Source organism: Curtobacterium sp. MCLR17_036 (assembly GCF_003234445.2).
GTDB lineage: Bacteria > Actinomycetota > Actinomycetes > Actinomycetales > Microbacteriaceae > Curtobacterium.
Genome location: NZ_CP126269.1, coordinates 2,345,039 through 2,362,895 on the forward strand (window position 1 = coordinate 2,345,039; position 17,857 = coordinate 2,362,895).

The 17,857-nt window shown below is 71.2% G+C and carries 14 protein-coding genes and 1 tRNA gene; 4 read left to right on the top strand and 11 right to left on the bottom strand.

Annotation, left to right across the window (positions count from 1 at the left end):
- Positions 1-155: 155 nt before the first annotated feature.
- Positions 156-596, bottom strand: a complete 441-nt coding sequence (locus tag DEI99_RS10960; protein WP_071261790.1) for a hypothetical protein — start codon at positions 594-596, stop codon at positions 156-158.
- Positions 597-673: 77 nt separating this feature from the next.
- On the opposite strand from DEI99_RS10960, the gene DEI99_RS10965 reads away from it, so the two are divergent.
- Positions 674-1,324, top strand: a complete 651-nt coding sequence (locus DEI99_RS10965; RefSeq protein WP_111041143.1) for an IMPACT family protein — start codon at positions 674-676, stop codon at positions 1,322-1,324.
- 818 nt (positions 1,325-2,142) lie between these two features.
- Here DEI99_RS10965 and DEI99_RS10970 read toward each other — a convergent pair.
- Together DEI99_RS10970 and DEI99_RS10975 are read right to left on the bottom strand one after the other, a co-directional pair.
- Positions 2,143-4,362 carry a hypothetical protein gene (locus tag DEI99_RS10970; protein ID WP_146247072.1) on the bottom strand — a complete coding sequence of 740 codons (2,220 nt, stop codon included), beginning with the start codon at positions 4,360-4,362 and terminating at the stop codon, positions 2,143-2,145.
- 457 nt (positions 4,363-4,819) lie between these two features.
- Positions 4,820-4,892 (bottom strand) — tRNA-Lys (locus DEI99_RS10975).
- A gap of 95 nt (positions 4,893-4,987) precedes the next feature.
- On the opposite strand from DEI99_RS10975, the gene bcp reads away from it, so the two are divergent.
- Entirely contained in the window at positions 4,988-5,458 is a 471-nt protein-coding gene (gene bcp, locus DEI99_RS10980) for a thioredoxin-dependent thiol peroxidase (protein ID WP_111041146.1), read from the top strand.
- Between the two features lie 143 nt (positions 5,459-5,601).
- On the opposite strand, the gene DEI99_RS10985 is transcribed toward bcp, so the two are convergent.
- Positions 5,602-6,024 carry a hypothetical protein gene (locus DEI99_RS10985; protein WP_111041147.1) on the bottom strand — a complete coding sequence of 141 codons (423 nt, stop codon included), beginning with the start codon at positions 6,022-6,024 and terminating at the stop codon, positions 5,602-5,604.
- A 259-nt stretch (positions 6,025-6,283) separates the two neighbouring features.
- Here DEI99_RS10985 and DEI99_RS10990 point away from each other — a divergent pair, with 259 nt between their 5' ends.
- A complete protein-coding gene (locus tag DEI99_RS10990) occupies positions 6,284-6,532 on the top strand; it encodes a WhiB family transcriptional regulator (protein WP_017888820.1) in 249 nt (82 codons plus the stop codon).
- 310 nt (positions 6,533-6,842) lie between these two features.
- On the opposite strand, the gene DEI99_RS10995 is transcribed toward DEI99_RS10990, so the two are convergent.
- Positions 6,843-8,342, bottom strand: coding sequence for a sensor histidine kinase (locus tag DEI99_RS10995; protein ID WP_111041148.1), 1,500 nt, complete (start codon positions 8,340-8,342; stop codon positions 6,843-6,845).
- A gap of 119 nt (positions 8,343-8,461) precedes the next feature.
- On the opposite strand from DEI99_RS10995, the gene DEI99_RS11000 reads away from it, so the two are divergent.
- Complete coding sequence (locus DEI99_RS11000; protein WP_111041149.1) at positions 8,462-8,911, top strand: Rv3235 family protein; 450 nt, start codon at positions 8,462-8,464, stop codon at positions 8,909-8,911.
- 129 nt (positions 8,912-9,040) lie between these two features.
- Here DEI99_RS11000 and secA read toward each other — a convergent pair whose 3' ends face one another.
- The 6 genes from secA to mtrA form a co-directional block, all read right to left on the bottom strand.
- The gene (gene secA / locus DEI99_RS11005) at positions 9,041-11,821 is read right to left on the bottom strand and encodes a preprotein translocase subunit SecA (protein WP_071261754.1); all 2,781 of its coding nucleotides are present in this window, start codon (positions 11,819-11,821) and stop codon (positions 9,041-9,043) included.
- 171 nt (positions 11,822-11,992) lie between these two features.
- On the bottom strand, positions 11,993-12,694 hold the full coding sequence (gene hpf, locus DEI99_RS11010) for a ribosome hibernation-promoting factor, HPF/YfiA family (RefSeq protein ID WP_111041150.1): 702 nt from the start codon (positions 12,692-12,694) through the stop codon (positions 11,993-11,995).
- Positions 12,695-12,865: 171 nt separating this feature from the next.
- Complete coding sequence (locus DEI99_RS11015) at positions 12,866-13,528, bottom strand: ComF family protein (protein ID WP_111041151.1); 663 nt, start codon at positions 13,526-13,528, stop codon at positions 12,866-12,868.
- A 134-nt stretch (positions 13,529-13,662) separates the two neighbouring features.
- On the bottom strand, positions 13,663-15,345 hold the full coding sequence (locus DEI99_RS11020; protein ID WP_111041152.1) for an LpqB family beta-propeller domain-containing protein: 1,683 nt from the start codon (positions 15,343-15,345) through the stop codon (positions 13,663-13,665).
- Positions 15,345-17,063 (bottom strand): MtrAB system histidine kinase MtrB, encoded by a 1,719-nt coding sequence (gene mtrB, locus DEI99_RS11025; protein ID WP_258369284.1) that lies wholly within the window; start codon positions 17,061-17,063, stop codon positions 15,345-15,347. Before mtrB ends, DEI99_RS11020 begins: the two co-directional genes overlap by 1 nt.
- A gap of 5 nt (positions 17,064-17,068) precedes the next feature.
- Positions 17,069-17,743 carry an MtrAB system response regulator MtrA gene (gene mtrA, locus DEI99_RS11030; protein WP_071261730.1) on the bottom strand — a complete coding sequence of 225 codons (675 nt, stop codon included), beginning with the start codon at positions 17,741-17,743 and terminating at the stop codon, positions 17,069-17,071.
- Positions 17,744-17,857: the final 114 nt, after the last annotated feature.

The window sequence follows — 17,857 nt, forward strand, 5'->3', positions numbered from 1 at the left end:
ACGGGGTCGGTGGTGCTCGGCCGCCCCCAACGCGGCCGAGTCCCACCCCCGTCGGACTCAAGTGTGTAGCACTTGCTACAGACTGTACACGTCCGTGCCGCTGAGGTCGAGGCGCCGCGGCCTCGGAGCGTCGTACACGTCGGATCGACCCGGCGTCAGACCACCGTGCCGCGCTGGGACTCCTCCTCGAGCACCTCGGCGATGCGCCGGAGCGCCTCGGGCGAGAGCTCCCCGGGGAACGTGCGTGCGGCGAACCCGCTCACCCGCGCCGAGCGCAGGGACCGGACGAGGGCGAGCTGGGCACCGATGCGCTCCGGGACGTCGCTGTCCTCGAGCAGGAACCGCTCGTCGACCTCGAAGAAGCCCGCGAGCAGGCGGAGCAGCTCCGTGTCGCGGTTGCGTCGTCCGTCGCCCGAGATCATGTACGTCCACTTCGCCCGCGACAGCGAACCGCCGTGCGACGCGACGTACTCCTCGATCGAGGCGAACGGCACCGGGGCGCCCCGCTGTGACTCCTCGAAGTCGAGCAGCAGGTTCAGCCGTCGTGCCAGTTCGGATGCGTCGAGGGCACCGCCCTTCGGATCCCGTGGCTCCATGTCGGACTCCTCCCCAGCCGCGTGCGTGCACGACATCGTAGCGCGGCACCCCGGCACCGCGCCGATACCCTCGACGGGTGAGCCGCTCCTTCCCCGCCACCATCGCCGGCCCGGTGGAGCACGAGATCGTCATCTCGAAGTCACGGTTCATCACCACCGTCGCACCGGCCCCTGGCGTCGCCGAGGCCGAGGCGGTCATCGCGGACGTGAAGCGTCGGTACTGGGACGCCCGACACAACTGCACCGCGATGGTCACCGGCGTGCTCGGCGACCAGGCGCGGTCGTCCGACGACGGCGAGCCGTCGGGGACCGCCGGCGTGCCGATGCTCGAGGTCCTGCGCCGCCGCGACCTCACCGACGTCGTCGCCGTCGTCACCCGGTACTTCGGCGGCGTCAAGCTCGGCGCTGGCGGACTGGTCCGCGCGTACTCGTCGGCCGTCTCGGAGACGCTCGACGCCGCCGACACCGTGCGCCGCGAAGCGCTGACCGCCGTGCGCTTCGACGCCGACCACGCAGACGCAGGTCGGCTCGACAACGTCCTGCGCGACTGGGTCCGCCACCACCACGCCACACTCGGTCCGACGACGTACGGCCGCGCCGCGACCTTCGAGGTCTGGGTCCCGGCGGACGACCTCGCGGTGCTGACCGCCGACCTGGCCTCGGCGTCGGGCGGCGCCGTTGAGACCGTCGTCGGCGAGGAGCGGATCGTCGACATCCCGTCGAGCTGATTCCGGCGGACCACACAGTCCGGGCGTGTCCCACGAGGGTCCCTGCAGTCTGCGGCCAGCGCCGTCGAGGAGGTCGATGCACTTCACGCTCGGGGCTGTACGGTTCCGCCGACGTCGTCGAGCGTGAGTCGTCGCGCCTGCCCGTGGTGCTGGATCTCAGCGGTGATCGTCTCCACTTCGTCCGTCACGGCGCCCTCCTCATCCGTCACGCGGCGGAGCCCACCACGTGGGGTCGACGAACCTCGATCGCCGAAGCGCTCTGACCGCCTGTGCGCGACGCAAGCCGAGAACGATCGCGGTCGCCGAGACCCCGAGGAGCGCCACGGGCAGCACGATGCGACCGGCAGTGACGTTGCGCGCATCGCGCTGAGCGCGCGTTTCCTCCCGAGCAGCCGACTCCAGGGTCGGTGCACGCAGCGTGCCGACTGCACCGTCTGCGATCACTCGGGGCTGTTGATCGATCACGACGAGGAACTCTCGCTGCGGTGCGTGGTCGACGGAGGGCGGGAAGCCCCACGTGGACGGTCCGGTCGCTCGCATGGTGCGCGCCGGAAGCCCTGCCCGAGCCGGTAGGCGGAGGAGGTAGATCGGTGTCTCCTTTGGTAGCCCAGACGTCGTGCCCGTGTCGACGAGGGCTCCGACGACCACGGCGGAGCGGTTCGCCGCATCCCGCTCCCGCGCGGCGTGCTCTCGACTCGTCCCAGCGATGGCATCCAAGCTGAACACCGTGATCGGCGCGACCAGCAGGACCACTCCGAAGACGATCCACAGCGGCCACACCGGGGGCGGCAGTCGTCTTCCGACCGGCGGTGGGAGCGTCATTGCAGCCCGCAGCGTGCTCGGTCGCAGCGGATGACGAACCCATGGGAACCCTCGTCCCGGTTGTCGGACATCACGCTGGAGACCAGCATCGGCACGTCATCGGCTGTCAGTCCGATCGCCAGCGCGCTGCTGCTCTCCCAGATGGGCCCCGGCGGTACGAACCGGGCGATCGTGGCCTCTTGGTGGTCGTCACACCGTGCATCACTGCACGAGACCAACCCGACGGCACCTCGTTCGTCGTCGCGGGTCGCGATCAGCGGTCGACCTGATCGGTCGATGACGAACGCCGGCGGGGCGTCCGATGACGAAACCGTCGCGATCTCCCTGTGCGTCGCCGACGAGCACGAGATGTCTGAACAGAACGTCAGCCGTTGCGCATCGACCCCGTGCGTCCGCCCGAGCACGACCGGGTTGCCGTCTCCGCCGATCGCGACGCGAGCGTCGGGGGCTGCCTCGTACGACCGCGCAGATGCCGCGGGCGGGAACGCCTCAGGGAGGTCGCGCACGACCGGCTCCGCGCCGTCCGGGTGCATCGACACCACTCGCAGGGACGGCAGCTCCGGCCACGACGACACCGTCTCGGAGACCAGCGACACCACGGCCGTACCGTCCGGTGCGACGGCGAGGTCCAACCCTTGATCGCCGATGTACGACGGGATCCACGGAAGCGCCACGTGCCGGACCGCGTGCCGCGCGCACGACGGCTCCTGGCAGAAGACAACGAACAGGTGTGCTCGGGCGTCCGGTTCGCCGCTCCGGGCGATGCCTGCGATGACCGGTCGATGACCATGTGCGGCGATGGCTGAATCGGATACGTGGTAGTTGCTCTGGTCGCGGTCGACGACCTGCACGGTGGCGAGCGAGGTCCGTCGCCCTGCAGGTCGATCGGCGTCGGTCTCGTCCTCCACTCCGGACGGTCCGGCGCGTCGCCCGCGCGGCCATGCGTTGTCCTGCGGCTTCTGAGGAGGCTCGAGCTCATCCGGGTGGGAGTGGACGACCTCGAGCTCGAACCGCTCCGTGGTGTACCGCTCGCCGCGAGGATGCCACTGCACGGTGAGGAGACCGCCGTCACCGGCCGGGCCGATGGCGGAGTTGACCTCGCTGGGACTCACGCCGGAGCCGACGCCGCATCGTGCTCGCTGACACGAGCGGTAGAGACTCGAGCGTGCCCGCGGCGAGCTGACGACGACCGTTCGATCTCCGACGTCAGCGACATCCGCGCCGCCGAGGTCCCCCGTGTCCACGGTCGCGACGCTGTACTGAACCAAGCCGAACGGGTTGCTCGTCACCAGCACCGCGAACACCAGGGCAGGCACGAGCAGGACGCCGACCCCGGTGAGACCGTCACGCAGGGGCCGCCGAGCACCCCCGGAGTCCGCCACCACCGGAGCCCGGAGCCGACTCTCCTCGCCGCGTACTACTGCCCCGCGTGCAGCGACCGCGACGACGAACACCACCAGCACGGTCACCGCGACGCAGGACCACGCCACCGTCAGGCTGGCGCGCGCCGCCGATGCCGGGAGGAGCCGCACGAGCAACCAGACACCGATGCCGAGCACCAGCGCCACGGAGGCCGCTCCGACCAGCGCCCGGCGTGGTGACGACGTCGCTTCCAGCCCGCCTCGGACCACGACGCGTCCCGACGACCAGCCCCGACGCACCGCCTCACCGCGGGGGACGCCCGCGACGACGAGCACCCAGCCGAGCAGGAGCGGCGCAGCGAGCACCGCGACGACGACCAGCAGCACCAGCACGGCCGCGACGACGACCCGCCCGCCGTCCTGCCACGAGCGCACCACCACCGTCCCGACCGCGACCGACACGGCCGCTGCCAGCGCGGCCTCGACGACGAGCCGTCGCTGTCCGAACGTCCATCGCCATGCCGATCGTGGACCGAGCGACTCCTCGTCCGCTCCGGCGATCATGACCGCCGTCGACGCGGTGGCGCCGAACCCGAACCCCACCACGGCGAGCACCGCGCCGGCGACGACGACCAGCACCGACACCGCCGGCGACTCGACGACCGAGAACACACCGTTCGCCAGGACGACACGGCCGTCGCGCACCCCGACGAGCAGTGCCACCCCTGCGAGGAGCGCTCCGACAACAACGGGAGCTGCGAACGCCACCACGGCACCGCCGCCGCCCCAGGCGATCGACGGCACCACTGGTGGGCCGTACTGCTTCCGCTTCGCAGACTCGTTCGGCGTGATCACGCCTCCGACGTTCTGTGCACTCTCGACCATGAACGTGTTCCCCTCCAGACCAGCGGTCATCCTCGCAGGACGGACGTGTCATGTCCAGGGTTCTACATTTCAATGGCACGGGCCGCACTTGCAAGCCTCGAAGCATCACTTCGCTCCACGTTGCAGCCCCCGCCACTGCCCGGTTCGACGGCTGCCGGTGAGCGCGCACCTTCCTCATGTCGCCGTCTCCGAACGAGGCGGTCATCACCGCGGCTCCACGGGCCAGGCCGCGACGCCCGTGACGAGGGTCCGCCATCGGCATGGCGCGGTGTCATCGAGCCCGCCGTCGACGAGGGACAGGCTGCAAGGAGCCCCCGGACCGAATCGACCGACTCGTGCGGCCCGGGCGTGTCCCGCCCTGACGACCGTCACTCCCCCGGAACGCACGAACGCCCCGACTCGATGAGCCGGGGCGTTCGTCCTGCGGTGCACCCCCTCGGACTTGAACCGAGAACCCACTGATTAAGAGTCAGTTGCTCTGCCAATTGAGCTAGAGGTGCATGTTCCGGCTTCCGTGCCGCAACGGGAATCAACAATAGCATGGGTTTCGCGCGCTCACGACCACTCGTGGGCACACGATCCGAACAGGAGCACCATGACCGACCGTCTCGCCGCCGGCGACACCGCCCCCGACTTCACGCTGCCCGACCAGGACGGCGTCGAGCACTCGCTCGCCGACCTGCGCGGCCGCAAGGTCATCGTGTACTTCTACCCGGCGGCGTCGACCCCGGGGTGCACCACCGAGGCCTGCGACTTCCGCGACAACATGTCGTCGCTGCAGGCAGCCGGCTACGAGGTGCTCGGCGTCTCGAAGGACGAGCAGGCGAAGCTCAAGGACTTCCAGCACGAGCAGGCCCTGACGTTCCCGCTGCTGAGCGACCCCGACCTCGCCGTGCACAGGGCGTACGCCGCCTGGGGCGAGAAGAACAACTACGGCAAGATCGTCACCGGCACGATCCGCTCGACGATCGTCGTCGACGAGCAGGGCGCCGTGCAGCTGCCGCTCTACAACGTGAAGGCCACCGGGCACGTGGCGAGCCTGCGGAAGAAGCTCGGCCTGGTCTGAGGACCGGCCACGCACTGGAGGCCCGGTGCCGGTTCCGAGAACCGGCACCGGGCCTCCAGTGCGCTGCCTGCAGACCGCCCTCGCAGGCTCGGCCGGCGCTGGCGCCGCGCGCCGCTGGCGCGTCGCCCCGTGCGGGGCGCGCGCTACTCCGCCGGGTGCGCGAGCGCGGCGGTCACCGACCGCGACAGCACGAGCGTGATGCCCAGCAGGGCCGGCAGGAGCAGGAGCCACCCGATCGCCGGCACGCGGAAGACGCCCTGGAACGCACCGATCGCGATCGCGCCCTGCAGGACCTGCCAGACGATGATCCCGGACCGGACCCAGGCGCGACGCTGCCACAGGCCGTTCAGCAGGGCGCCGAGCCACAGCGCGGCGACGGCGGCCAGGATCGTCAACGCGATCCCCGACGCCAGGCTCGTCGCCGGCGCCACGACAAGTTCGACGACGAGCACGACCGTCACGACGACGAGCGCGAGGAACTCGAGACCGACCACGACGAGCAGGCCGATCAGGGCCGGGGACCGTCGCTCGGGGCGGCCGACCTCGGTCGGGGTGTCGTCGTGCACAGTGATCCTCCAGCATCGCAACCCTTGATTTGGCCCTATCAGTATGGAACGATATTGGAGGTCGTTTGGACGGCACGATGTGGTGTGCGTCTCCCGTGGTTCGTCGCTCCTCCCCCGAGCGTCACGCGGGCGTCAGACTCGCTTCCTGCGGACTCCTCCCCACAGTTGTCCCGTCATGCCGCATGCATGTCAGCGTTCCGATCCCCCGAACCACGGCCCCGGCCTGCCGTTCGAGCATCGACATCAAGGAGCACCACACATGGACTGGCGTGACAAGGCAGCCTGCCTCACCGCGGACCCCGAGCTCTTCTTCCCCGTCGGGAACACCGGGCCCGCCGTCGACCAGATCGAGAAGGCCAAGTCGGTCTGTGCTCGTTGCACGGTCACCGAGATGTGCCTGCAGTACGCGCTCGAGAACAACCAGGACTCCGGTGTCTGGGGCGGCCTGAGCGAGGACGAGCGTCGTGCGCTGAAGCGTCGCGCCGCTCGCGCCCGCCGCGCTTCCTGACGCCGCACCACCCGCGCGGCTGACGCCCGCCGTCCCTCCGGGGCGGCGGGCGTCGTCGTGTGCGGGGGGGGCGTGGTCGTGTTGGCTTGCAGGCGCGGCGCGCGGCGCGCGGCGCGCGGCGGTAGCGGCGCACGACCACAGTGCGTTCGAACCGCGCGATGGCGTGGCGCGAGTGCACTGTGGTTGTGCGGCGTGCGGCGTGCGGCGGCGAGGCGCGGCGCGCCCCGGTGCCGTCGTCGCGCCCCGAGGAGTCGGGGCGCGATGTCCGTGCAGGGGCGCGGACCGTCCGGCCTCCGGTGCCCGGGCGGGGTCAGGCCGGGGCGGTGAGCCAGCGGAACGGGATGGTGATGGTCACCTCGGTGCCGCTGCCGGTCAGGGTGTGCCAGTCGATCGTGCCGCCGAGTTCGCCCTGGATGAGCGTGCGGACGATCTGCGTGCCGAGGCCGGAGCCGACCTTGCCCTCGGGAAGGCCGACGCCGTTGTCGCGGACCTCGATCTCCAGGTGGTCGTCGAACCGGCGGGCGACGATCTCGACCTCGCCGTCGCGACCGTCGAGTCCGTGCTCGACCGCGTTCGTCACGAGCTCGGTGAGCCCGAGGGCGAGCGGGGTCGCCGCTTCGGACGGCAGGACGCCGAACTCCCCGGTCTTCTTGGGGTGCACGGTGGTGTTGTGCGAGGCCGCGACCTCGGTCACGAGCTTGAGCACCGAGTCGAACACGTCGTCGAAGTCGACCGTCTGGCTCAGTCCGCTCGACAGCGTGTCGTGCACGACGGCGATCGCGGCGACCCGGCGCATCGCGTTCTGCAGGGACGTGCGGGCCTCGTCGGAGTGGGTCCGCCGCGCCTGGATGCGCAGCAGGGACGCCACCGTCTGCAGGTTGTTCTTCACACGGTGGTGGATCTCGCGGATCGTGGCGTCCTTCGTGATGAGCTCGCGCTCCTGGTGCCGGAGCTCCGACACGTCACGGCACAGGACGATCGCGCCGATGCGCTCACCGTGGTCGCGCAGCGGGATCGAGCGGAGGGACACGGTGACGCCCTTCGACTCGACGTCGGCACGCCACGGCGCACGACCGGTCACGACGAGGGGCAGCGACTCGTCGACGTCGAGCTGGGCGCCGATGAGCTCGGTGGTCACCTCGGCGAGGGACTTCCGCTCGAGCTCGCCCTCGAAGCCCATCCGGTTGAACGCGCTGAGTCCGTTCGGACTGGCGAAGGTCACCATGCCGGCGGTGTCGAGGCGGAGCAGGCCGTCGCTGGCGCGCGGCGCCCCACGACGGGGACCGGCCGGCGCGCCGAGGTCGGGGAAGTCGCCCGTGGCGATCATCCCGAACAGGTCGTTCGCGCTCGCCGTGAAGTTGAGCTCCTGGCGGCTCGGGGTCCGCATCTCATCCTGGTTGGAGTGCCGCGTGACGACGGCGATGGGCCGCTCGGTCGTCTCGGCGCTCTTCGCGCTGAGGCGGCGCAGCACCGGGATGGCACGGACGCGGGTCGGGGTGTCCTCGTACCAGTCCGGCTCGGCGGAGTCGACGACCCGCGAACCGGCGAAGCTCTCGGTGACCTGGCTGCGCCACTCCTCGCGGATCTCCTGCCCGACGATGTCGCGGTAGAACAGCGTCGCCGCGGAGCTCGGGCGGGCGTGCGCGACCGCGACGAACGAGCCGTCCTCGGCGGTCGGGACCCAGAGGACCATGTCCGCGAAGGACAGGTCGGCGAGCAGCTGCCAGTCCCCCACCAGCAGGTGGAGCCACTCCACGTCCGCTTCGGAGGAACGGCCTTGTGCGAGGACGAGGTCACTGAGGGTCGACACCCCGCCAGTCTAGGTGCGCCGGACTGTGGAGAACTGCCGCCTGTCCACAGGCCCAGAGCCAGTGGTATTTCGCATGTTGCTCCGACCGTACGCTCGCCACACGATCGGAAGGGGCACAGGTGGCAGAGCAGGCACGACGCATCGACGAGACGACGACGAGGGAACCGGCCTCGCCCGTCCCCGCGCTGGTGGCGGTCCCGCCGCTCCCCGTCGAGGAACGTCCCTCCGAGCCGCCGGACCCCGAGTCGGCGGCACGCGCGCTCGGCCTCTGCGTGGCCGAGGTGCTCACCGGCTCGCGCGAGGTCGACAGCATCGCGCGCTGGATCACCGACGACGTGCACCGGCACCTGCAGCACCGCGCCGCGGTCGCCGCGCACGCCCGGTCGATCGCCCGGCGGTCCCGGGCCCGGCCCGCGCTCCACGTCGGCAGCGTCGTCCTCTGCCGTCCGGCTCCCGGGGTCGTCGAGGCGTCGGTCGTGGTCCACACGCGCAGCCACGCCCGCGCGGTGGCGATCCGGCTCGAGGACTGGCACGGCCGGTGGCGCGCGACCGCGATCGGGGTGTTGTAGCGGGCGGGTCCCTCGATCCCGCGCCCGCACGGTCCGCAGGCCCTCCGGCGCCGGGGAACAGCAACGGCCGGTCCGCCGAGGCGGGACCGACCGTTGCTGTTCGCCGAACGCTCGCGCGCCCGGTGCGGACTAGTTCTTCTTCGCAGCCTGGCGGCGCTCCGCGCGGTTGCTCGCAGCGGCCTGGCCGGACGCCGTCGCGGCGTTGCCGAAGGCGGAACCCTGCTCGGGGCCGGCTGCGGCCTCGGCCTCGGCCTGTGCCTTCTGCGCGCGGGCGGTGGCCGCCTGCTCGAGGCGACCCTTCTCGTCGCGGACCTCGACCTCGCCGTCGATGGACGGTGCTGAGTACTCGAGGCCGGAGACCTCGTCCTCGCCGAGCCCCTTGGCCTCGATGACCGCGTTCTCGCCGTCGGACTGGACCTGCACCTCGAGGTTGAACAGGTAGCCGACGGACTCCTCGCGGATCTGGCCCATCATGCTCTGGAACAGGGCGTAGCCCTCGCGCTGGTACTCGACGAGCGGGTCGCGCTGCGCCATCGCACGGAGGCCGATGCCGTCCTTGAGGTAGTCCATCTCGTACAGGTGGTCGCGCCAGCGGCGGTCGATCACCGAGAGCACCACGCGGCGCTCGAGCTCGCGCATCGCCTCGTCGCCGAGGACCTCTTCGCGCTGCTGGTAGGCCAGCTTGGCGTCGGAGAGGATCTCGCGGCCGAGGAAGTCACGCGACGCCTTGCCCTTCGAGCCGGCCTCGGTGATGACCTCGTCGATGGAGATCGAGATCGGGTAGAGCGTGCCGAGCTCGGTCCACATGGCGTCGAGGTCCCAGTCGTCCGGCGAGCCCTCACCAGTGTGGGTGTCGATGACGTCGTCGATCACGCTCTTCAGGAAGGCCTGGGCGCGGTCGTTGATGTCGTCGCCCTCGAGGATGTGGCGGCGGTCGCTGTAGATGGCCTCGCGCTGCCGGTTCAGGACGTCGTCGTACTTCAGGACGTTCTTGCGGATCTCGGCGTTGCGGCCCTCGACCTGCGCCTGCGCGGAGCGGATCGCGCGGCCGACGAGCTTGTTCTCGATCGCCAGGTCGTCCGGCACGTTCGAGCGGCCCATGAGGCTCTCGGCGGCACCGGAGTTGAACAGGCGCATGAGGTCGTCGGTGAGCGACAGGTAGAAGCGGCTCTCGCCCGGGTCGCCCTGACGGCCGGAACGACCGCGCAGCTGGTTGTCGATGCGGCGCGACTCGTGGCGCTCGGTACCGAGGACGTAGAGGCCGCCGGCCTCGCGGACCTTGTCGCCCTCTTCCTCGACGGTCTTCTTGACCTCGGCGAAGACGTCGTCCCAGGCGGCCTCGTACTCGTCCGGCGTCTCCGCCGGGGACAGGCCCTTGGCGTGCATCTCCTGCACGGCGAGGAACTCGGAGTTGCCGCCGAGCATGATGTCGGTACCGCGGCCGGCCATGTTCGTGGCGACGGTGACGGCGCCGAGGCGACCGGCCTGCGCGACGATGGCGGCCTCTCGCGCGTGGTTCTTCGCGTTGAGGACCTCGTGCTTCACGCCCTTCTTGGCGAGGAGCTTCGACAGGTACTCGGACTTCTCGACGCTCGTGGTGCCGACGAGGACGGGCTGGCCCTTCTCGTGGCGCTCCGCGATGTCCTCGGCGACCTGCTCGAACTTCGACTTCTCGTTCTTGTAGACGAGGTCGGTCTGGTCGATGCGCTGCATCGGCTTGTTCGTCGGGATCGGGACCACGCCGAGCTTGTAGGTCGACATGAACTCTGCCGCCTCGGTCTCGGCCGTACCGGTCATGCCGGAGAGCTTCTGGTACAGGCGGAAGTAGTTCTGGAGCGTGACGGTCGCGAGGGTCTGGTTCTCGGCCTTGACCTCGACGCCCTCCTTCGCCTCGATCGCCTGGTGGATGCCCTCGTTGTAGCGACGGCCCATCAGGATGCGGCCGGTGTGCTCGTCGACGATGAGCACCTCGCCGTTCATCACGACGTAGTCCTTGTCCTTCTTGAACAGGGCGACGGCCTTGATGGAGTTGTTGAGGAACGAGATGAGCGGGGTGTTCGCCGACTCGTACAGGTTGTCGATGCCGAGGTAGTCCTCGACCTTCTCGATGCCGGGCTCGAGGACACCCACGGTGCGCTTCTTCTCGTCGACCTCGTAGTCCTCGCCCGGGGTGAGGCGCTTGGCGATCGAGGCGAACTCGGTGAACCAGCGGTTGGCCTCGCCCGAGGACGGGCCGGAGATGATGAGCGGCGTGCGGGCCTCGTCGATGAGGATCGAGTCGACCTCGTCGACGACGGCGAAGAAGTGGCCGCGCTGCACCATGTCGGAGGCCTGCCACGCCATGTTGTCGCGCAGGTAGTCGAAGCCGAACTCGTTGTTCGTGCCGTACGTGATGTCGGCGGCGTACTGCTCGCGGCGCTCGGCCGGCGTCTGGTTCGCGATGATGCAGCCGGTCGTCATGCCGAGGGCGCGGAAGACGCGGCCCATGATCTCGGACTGGTACGACGCCAGGTAGTCGTTGACCGTGATGACGTGCACGCCGCGCGACGGGATCGCGTTGAGGTAGGCCGCCGTGGTCGCGACGAGGGTCTTGCCCTCACCGGTCTTCATCTCGGCGATGTTGCCGAGGTGCAGGGCCGCGCCGCCCATGAGCTGCACGTCGAAGTGCCGCATGCCGAGGGTGCGCTTCGCCGCCTCGCGCACGGCGGCGAACGCCTCGGGCAGGAGGTCGTCGAGGGACTCGCCGTTGGCGTAGCGCTCGCGGAGCTCCTTCGTCTCGTCCTGGAGTTCCTCGTCGGTGAGGCTCGAGAAGTCGTCCTCGAGGTCGTTGATCGCCGAGGCGTACGCCTTCAGCCGGCGGAGGGTGCGTCCTTCGCCGATGCGGAGGACCTTCTCCAGCACGTTTGCCACGTGAGCTCCTTACGAGGTCGTCGCGCGCGACCTGCGCGCCCGATCGACCAGTCATGCTAGCAACCCGCGGGTGCCCCGCGCTGGGAGCACCGTCGCGGGTCCGCCCGCGGCGTGCGCTCCCCGGCAGGGGGCCGCGCGCACGCCGCGGGCGGAGGTGGGGTGCGGGTCGCGCTAGGCGATCGCCGCGGCCGGTTCGGCTGCGGTCTCGGACGACGCGTCGGACGTGCCGTCGAGGCCGATCACGCCGTAGTCCCAGCCCTTGCGCCGGTAGACGACGCTCGGGCGGTGGGTCTCGGCGTCGACGAACAGGTAGAAGTCGTGCCCGACGAGCTCCATGTAGTACAGCGCGTCGTCGACCGTCATCGGGGCGGCCTCGAAGACCTTGTGCCGGATGACGACCGGGCTGTAGACCTCGGTCTCGTCGTCCTCGGGCCCCTGTGCGTCGACGACGGGGACGGCACCGGTGGCGACGTCCTCGATGAGCTTGCCGTCGGCCGGGACCACACCCATGCCGTCGAAGCCGCTGCCCGCAGCCTCGGCCACCGAGGTCGGGCGGTGGCGTCCGCGGTGCACCTTGCGGCGGTCGCGCGCGCGGCGCAGCCGTTCGGTGATGCGGGCGAACGCGAGGTCGAAGGCGGCGTACTTGTCGGACGCCGCGGACTCCGCCCGCACGAGGGGCCCGGGACCGATGAGCGTCAGTTCGACGCGGTCCTCGCCCTGGCTGCTGCCGGACTTCTCGTGGTGGCGGCTGATGCGGACCTCGAAGGCCAGCGCACGGTCAGCGAGCACGTCGATCTTCTCGGACTTCTGCTCGACATAGGTGCGGAATCGGTCGGTGACCCCGACGTTCCGGCCCGTGATCGTCACGTCCATGTGGCGGCTCCCATCCAGACTCAGCGCGTCGCCTCCATCCGGCGATCCTGAACGCCTTGTCGCGAGGCTAGCCCCGTGGAGCAGCCCGCGTCACTGATCACCGGCGAGTCCTCGAGACCCCCACCGGACACCCAGTGGTCACCCGGCGTCCACCGAGGTGACACTGGCCGGTCAGTCCTCGACGCTCGCGACGGCGACGCACCGGACCACGAGACCACCGCCGGCGCGGACGGCACGGACCCCCTCGGCCATGGTCACCCCGGTGGTCACGACGTCGTCGACCAGCACCACGCACCGGCCGTCGACGCCGCGTGCCCGCAGGGTCCCGACCGTGGCGGCGACGCGTTCGGTGGCGGTGCGTTCCTTCTGCCCGGGGTGCGTCGCGCCCGGTGCGGCCCGGACCCGCGAGAGTCGTCCCGTCCGCCGGACCCCGCCCCGTGCGAGGAGCACCACCACGGGGTCGAAGCCGCGGCGCCGGGCACCGGTCCGGGACGGCGGGACCCGCAGCACCACGGTGTCGGCCGGGGACGCGGCGAGCGCGGCGCGGACGAGGCCGCCGAACCGACGCCCGAGCGGTCCGGCGACGTCGACCCGGCCGCGCAGCTTCAGCTCGAGCAGCAGGGTGCGGACGAGGCCCTCGTACTCGAACGCGGCGTCGAGCCGGACGCCGGCGACGAGCCGGACGCGCCGGGGCCGGGCGTCGAGGGCGGTGCGACAGGCACGGCAGAGGGCACGGTCCGGTCGGCCGCAGCCCAGGCAGGCGACGGGCAGGACGAGCCCGAGCACCGCGAGGGCGGCGTCGGTCCAGACGGTGCGTCGATCCGTGGCGGGCATGCCGCGAGTCTGGCGGTGACCGGACGTCGGACGCGGGCCGGCGCGGCGGACTGTGGACGGGCCTCCAGAGCGGGGGTCCTGTGGAGGGGCGACCGCGCGCTGGCACGGCACCGCACCGCTCCGCACCGCGCGCCCTACCGCTGCACGCCGAGCACGTGGGCGGTGACGCCCGTCGTGTCCCAGCTGCCGCCCGTCGACTGCAGCACCGAACCGTCGGCCGTGCGCAGGAGGAGCGCTCCCCCGCCACCGCCGGTGATCGCCGTCGCGCGCCCGTCCGGCCGGGGCAGGGTGCTCGACCGGCCGCCGATCGTGGAGCGCACGATGTTCGGACCGGACGTCGCCTGTGCCACGGACGCGACGTCGGTGTCGTTCACCCACGTCGCCCCGACGGCGTCGCCGGTCGCCGCCTGCACGCGCACGGGCGCGCCGAACGACGAGGGCGAGCGGTCGGACCCGCGGATGATCGCCATGACGTACAACGCCGGACCGTCCGTGGTGTCGATGAGGGCGAGCGCCCTGGTCGAGTCGCGGGACACCTGGAACGAGACGAGTTCCCCGCGCGGCAGGGTCGTGGTGACCTGGTGCGGGTCGCCGCCGAGCCCGTAGGCGGTGATCCGCCGGGTGTCGGAGCGCTGCCCGACCCAGACGAAGCCGAGGTCGTCGATCGACGGAGGGACGAGCGCCTGGCGGGTGTCGACCCGCAGGCTCCGCTTGCCGGTGACCACGAAGACGCCGTCCCGGTTGCCGACGACCGCGTTCCGGCCCGTGGCCGAGATCGCGAGGGACCGCGGGTCGAGCGCGGCGACCGCGTCGCCGACGCCGCTGCCGAGCTCGGACACCTTGCCGGTGCCCGGGGTGGCGTAGCCGACGACACCCTGCTCCTCGACGAGGGGCCGCGGGTCGACGTCCGGGTTCTGCTGGGCGTTCGCGCCGCCCGCGTCGGACACGGACAGGGTCGCGCCCTCCACCGTGAGGGACACCGACGAGATCGTCGCGACGGAGGCGAGCGACCTGCTGAGCTGCTCGCGCATCCGGACGCGGTCGACGGTGCTCGCGCGCAGGGCGTCACCGGACAGGTCGACGAGCGCGGTGCCGCTGTCGATGGTCACCGCGTTGAGGGAGAGCTGGGTGCCCTCCGGGAACGACGACACGACGGCGCCCTTGAGCCAGTCGGCGGGGCCGGCGAGCAGGGCGCTCGCGATGCGGGTGCTCGTCGACGAGCGGGCGAGGAACCACCGCTCGTCGGGCACCAGGAAGTGGTAGGTCGGGTCGAAGAAGTACAGCGCGTGCTGCTGGAAGACGGACTCGAAGCTCGTCGGCGTCAGGATGATGCCGTCGGGGGCGTAGGCGATGCGCCACTCCCCGTCCTCGCGGGTGAACTGGAAGGTGAGCGTCGACGACGTCGGGCGGACGGCCTGGGTGTACTCGCCCTCGGCGTCGACCGACGCGCTCGCGGTGAGCGTGAAGGTGAGCTCGCGCTCGTCGGAACGCTGCACGGTCCCGCTGCCGTCGAGGATCGTGACGCCGTGCCGTGGGTTCCACTGCTGGGCGAAGGACGACGCCAGGAACTGCCGGGCGACCGCGTAGTTGTCCTGGGAGCCGGTGGCCGCGGCGATGAAGCCCCGCAGGATCTGGGTCTGGTCGGCACCGGTCGTCGGCTTGTCGGGTCGGTAGTCGAAGCCGGCGACGGCCTCGTCCTTCACGGCCTGCCCGGTGCGCACCGCGCCGTCGGTCGGGATCGCGACGCAGGCGGTCAGCGCGACGAGCGTCACCGCGGCCAGGGCGGCGGCGACGACGTGCCGGAGGCGGGATCGCATCAGGACTCCTCTCGCACGGCGCGGGGGCCGTCGTACGACTCGTCGAGTTCGGGCAGCGGGATCGCGGACGTCGCCGTGGTGGCCTGCTCGTTGCGCGGCAGGGTGAGCACGAAGGTGGAGCCCGCGCCGGGGCGGGACCAGACGTCGATGCGGCCGCCGTGCAGCTTCGCGTCGCCGAGGCTGATCGCGAGGCCGAGACCGGTGCCGCCGATGGTGCGCTTGCGGCTCGGGTCGGCGCGCCAGAACCGGTCGAAGACACGGGCGGTGTCCTCTGCCGGCATGCCGACACCCTGGTCGCGCACGGCGATCGCCACGGTGCGCACGTCGCTGTCGACGACGACCTGCACCGGCCGGCCGTCCCCGTGCTCGACGGCGTTGCCGACCAGGTTGCGCAGGATGCGGCGGACGCGCTTCGCGTCGAGCCGCATGGTGGTGTGTCCGCCGGGGGTGGCGAGCTGCAGCTCGATGCCGGCGCGCTCGGCGAGCGGACGGAACTCCTCGACGATGTCCGCGGCGAGCGCCGCCGGGACGACCGGCTCCGTGTCGAGCTGCACGGCCTGGGCGTCGTACCGCGAGATCTCGAGCAGGTCGGCGAGCAGCAGCTCGAACCGCTCCACCTGCGCGTGGAGGAGTTCGGCGGAGCGGGCGACGGCCGGTTCGAACGCGTGCCGGGAGTCGTACATCACGTCGCCGGCGAGCCGGATCGTGGTGAGCGGGGTCCGGAGTTCGTGGGAGACGTCGGACACGAACCGCTGCTGCACGCGGGAGAGCTCCGCGAGCTGGGTGATCTGGCGGCTGACGGCCTCGGCCATGCCGTTGAAGCTCCGCGCCAGGGTGGCCAGGTCGTCCTGGCCGCGCACCGGGATGCGTTCGTCGAGCCGGCCGGCCGCGATCTTCCGGCTCGTCTCGGCGGCACCGCGGATCGGGACGACGACGAGGCGGACCACGAGCGAGGTCACGAGGGCGATGAGCACCATGAGGGCGACGCCCCCGATCGAGAGCGTCTGGGAGACGAAGTCGAGCGTCTTCTGCGCGTCGGACAGTTCGTAGACCATGTAGAGCTCGTACTGGCCGGCACTCGGGACCTGCAGGGTCGACCCGACCGCCAGGCCGGGGACCCGGCGTCCGCCGTCCTCGAGCTCCACCGGCTGGAGGCTGAGCTTGCCGGTGTTCGCCCCGACGGCCTTGCGCAGCGAGTCGGTGATGACGGCGTCGGGGAACCCGGGGCTGACGATCGTCTGCAGCGTCTGCGGCGTCGACTGCCCGGGGGTGCGCTCGATGGCGATGGTCGTGCCACCGGGGCTCGTGGTGTTCGACAGGATCGCCTGCTGCGCCTCGTTCTGCAGCGTCTCGAGCTCGGCCTGGTTGCTGTCCTCGGTCGCGGTGGCCGCGTCGAAGATGCCCTGCGCCACGTTCGTCGCCCGCGCCGACTCGGACTCGATCTGGTCGCGGCGCTGCGAGTAGATGTTCGTCGAGATGCTCACCATGACCGCGGCGCCGATGATGCCGATGGCCAGGCCCGTGGTCATGACGGTGATCGCCACCGACCGCAGCATGAGCGAACGGCGCCACAGGTAGGCGACCGGGCGCCACCCGCGGCGGACCCAGCGCCGCATCCGTCGCCGTCCGCGGCCGACCACGCCGATCGGCGCGGTGGCGCTGCCGACGGACCGTGTCGTGCCGGCGGCGGTCCCGGTGGCGGGCGGGGCGGGCGGCACGGGGGTCAGGCCCCTCCGGCGCGGTACCCGACGCCGCGCACCGTGGTGACGGTCTTCGGGTTGTCGGGGTCGTGCTCGATCTTCGCGCGGAGCCGCTGCACGTGCACGTTCACCAGACGGGTGTCGGCCTTGTAGTGGTAGCCCCACACCTGCTCGAGCAGCATCTCGCGGGTGAACACCTGGTTCGGCTTCTCGGCGAGGGCGCGGAGCAGGTCGAACTCGAGCGGGGTGAGCGCGATGACGGTGTCGCCGCGACGGACCTCGTGGCCGGCGACGTCGACGGTGAGGTCGCCGACGTGGAGCACGGTCGCGTCGGTCGCGCTCGGCCGCAGCCGGGTGCGGATGCGGGCGACGAGCTCCTTCGGGTTGAACGGCTTGACCACGTAGTCGTCCGCACCGTTCTCGAGCCCGGCGACGACGTCGGCGGTGTCGCTCTTCGCGGTGAGCATGATGATCGGGGTGCCGCTCTCCGCACGGATGCGCTTGCAGACCTCGATGCCGTCGATGCCCGGCAGCATCACGTCGAGCAGGACCAGGTCCGGCTTGGTGCTGTGGAACGCCTCGACGGCGTCGTTGCCGTCGGCGCTGAACTCGGGTTCGTAGCCCTCGGACCGGAGGACGATGCCGATCATCTCGGCGAGTGCCTGGTCGTCGTCGACGACGAGGATGCGCGGTGTCATGTGATCTGGACTCCGTGTGGCGTGCTGACCGTGCCCGGGTCGGCACGTGTCCCCACACGATAGCCGGTGCCCGTCGCGCGGCGTCCCGACGGAACGCCGGGTTTTCCGCCAGGA